Source organism: Tateyamaria pelophila, assembly GCF_019966495.1.
Taxonomy (GTDB): Bacteria; Pseudomonadota; Alphaproteobacteria; order Rhodobacterales; family Rhodobacteraceae; genus Tateyamaria; species Tateyamaria pelophila.
The window spans coordinates 1-2287 of the sequence record NZ_JAIMIA010000271.1 but is presented as its reverse complement, the minus strand read 5'-3'; the positions used below and the strand labels follow the sequence as shown (position 1 = coordinate 2287).

The following is a 2287-nucleotide window of genomic DNA, read 5'->3' as shown; positions in this document are numbered from 1 at the left end:
GATACAGCCTTCGCGTTAGCGCAGAAATACGACCTGCTCTTCGGATTTGGCACTGACACTCAGGGCGACCCCGCGCTCGCCGCGCGTCAGGGCGCGCAGTTGGCAAAGCTCACCCGCTATTTCAAGCCGTGGGAAGTGCTGAAGATTGCGACCAGCCAGAATTACCAGATCTTAAAGCGTTCCGGGCCGCGCGATCCCTATCCCGGTGACAACGGTGTGGTTCGGGAGGGTGCCTATGCCGACCTGCTTCTGGTCGACGGCAATCCGCTCGAGAACATCGACTTGATCGCCGACCCGGAAAAGAACTTCGTCATTATCATGAAGGACGGCGTGATCTACAAGAATACCATCGAGTGACCTCTTGCTGCAGGTGTTTTACACAAGCGCCTGCAGCGGTTTCTCAAACACATCGAAGGGTGGGTCAAAGGCGGAGCGACCGCGATCCTGATCACCGCAAGCGGGAACGCCAGACCACGACGACACACACTCAGGCAACGACATGGAAGGATTGCACGTAAATGCTTTGGAACCCCTCTATACCGATCTCATTGGGCCTTTTGATTATGGCAAGTGCCGTCTGCGCTCAGGAAGCGAATACGCCGGTTCTCGCACAGATCGCCAACGCAGATCAGTTCGACGACCCGGACGGACAGGAGCAGACACCGGCTGCACAAGGTGAAAAGTCCGCAGCCGAGATCGCCAAGGAGTTGTCTAACCCGAACTCGCCTTTGGCCACCCTTAATTTTAAGCAGATACATACCTCGTTTGACGGGAAACTGCCGGGTGCAAGCAAACAATCCAGCAATGTTTCATTGTTCCAACCGGTTTTCCCCTTCCCGATTGGTGATACCGGCACCACCAACCTGTTCATACGTCCCGCCTTGGCGTACGTCTGGAAGCAACCTGTTTTTAATTCAGACACCGGTAAATTCAAAAACGAGAGCGGCTGGGCAGATATCGGTTATGATGTCGCTATCGGTAAGTCCTACGACAGCGGGTTCGTTGTCGTCGGCGGCGTGCAGGGTACAATTCCGACCAACACCGACGTGTCTGGGGGGCAATGGCGACTTGGGCCCGAGGCCATCGTCGCCAAGCTCGGTAGCAAAGGTTATTGGGCCGTGTTTCCCTCCCATCAATGGGATATTGACGGTGACAGTTACGACTACTCAAACAGTCAACTTGAACTCTTCGCAGGCCTTTACCTGCCGAATGCATGGACGGTCTTCACCGATTCAAAATGGGAATACGACTGGGCAAATGACCAAGCGACGATACCGATCAACCTCTCGGTCAGCAAGGTCGTGAAGATCGGCAAACTTCCGGTCAAGTTTCAAGCGGGCGTAGACTACTACGCCAAGTCAAATAAAGATTTCGGGCAGGATTGGGGAATAACCTTCGGGGTATCTCCGATTGTCCCGAACTTCATCTACAACGCGATTTCCCGCTGAGGCGGAAACTTCAGGCGCGAAAGCGCGTCGGGCGGATCTAATGCAGGGAGGCCAATGTATGCACCCATTGCGGATTGAAAGTCTTGTCTACCGGTGGCCGGGCGGGGAGCGCAGTACACTGGGGATTGGCGCGCTGTCTCTGGCGTCCGGCGAGAGCCTTTTCCTGTTTGGACCGAGCGGCTGCGGAAAATCGACCTTGCTGTCCGCGATCGCGGGAGTGGTCGATGTGCCGAAGGGGGTTATCCGCGTCGCGGATCAGGATCTTGGCGCCCTGCGCGGTGGTGCGCGGGACCGGTTTCGGGTGGATCACATCGGCATGATCTTTCAGGTGTTCAATCTCGTTCCCTGGCTGAGCGCGCTCGAGAATGTCCTTCTGCCCTGCACATTCTCGCAGCGTCGCCGCACACGTGCGGGCGACGATCCTGCGAAAACGGCCCGCCGTCTGCTTGACGAATTGGGTCTGTCCGATCCGTCTCTGGCATCGAAGCAGGCCCACGAGCTAAGTGTCGGGCAACAGCAACGGGTCGCCGCCGCGCGCGCGCTGATCGGCAAACCAGACCTGATCCTGGCGGATGAGCCAACCTCGGCACTGGATGAGGCGGCCAAGATGGCCTTTGTCGATCTGCTGGCGCGGGAATGCGCCGAGGCGGGCAGCGCGCTGCTTTTCGTCAGCCATGACCGCAGCCTTGAGGGTCATTTCAATCGCAGTCTCGACTTCCGCGACCTGAACCAAGGGACCGAATGATGCTGGTTTTCAGTTTACGCAGCCTGTGGAACCGCCGGTTCGTTGCCGGTTTGACGATGCTTGCGATTGGCCTGAGCGTCGCGCTAATCCTTGG

2 protein-coding genes and 1 pseudogene are annotated in these 2287 nt (G+C 57.4%); all 3 read left to right on the top strand.

The genetic code is table 11. The annotated features are described in order from the left end of the window. A pseudogene (locus LC354_RS27535) lies at nucleotides 1–357 on the top strand (amidohydrolase family protein); the annotation flags it as partial. Nucleotides 358–518: 161 nt separating this feature from the next. After that, on the top strand, nucleotides 519–1448 hold the full coding sequence (locus tag LC354_RS27530) for a hypothetical protein (protein WP_223429115.1): 930 nt from the start codon (nucleotides 519–521) through the stop codon (nucleotides 1446–1448). A 58-nt stretch (nucleotides 1449–1506) separates the two neighbouring features. Beyond that, nucleotides 1507–2193: an ABC transporter ATP-binding protein gene (locus LC354_RS27525; protein ID WP_223429114.1), complete on the top strand. Its 687-nt coding sequence runs from the start codon at nucleotides 1507–1509 to the stop codon at nucleotides 2191–2193. The last annotated feature ends 94 nt before the right edge of the window (nucleotides 2194–2287 follow it).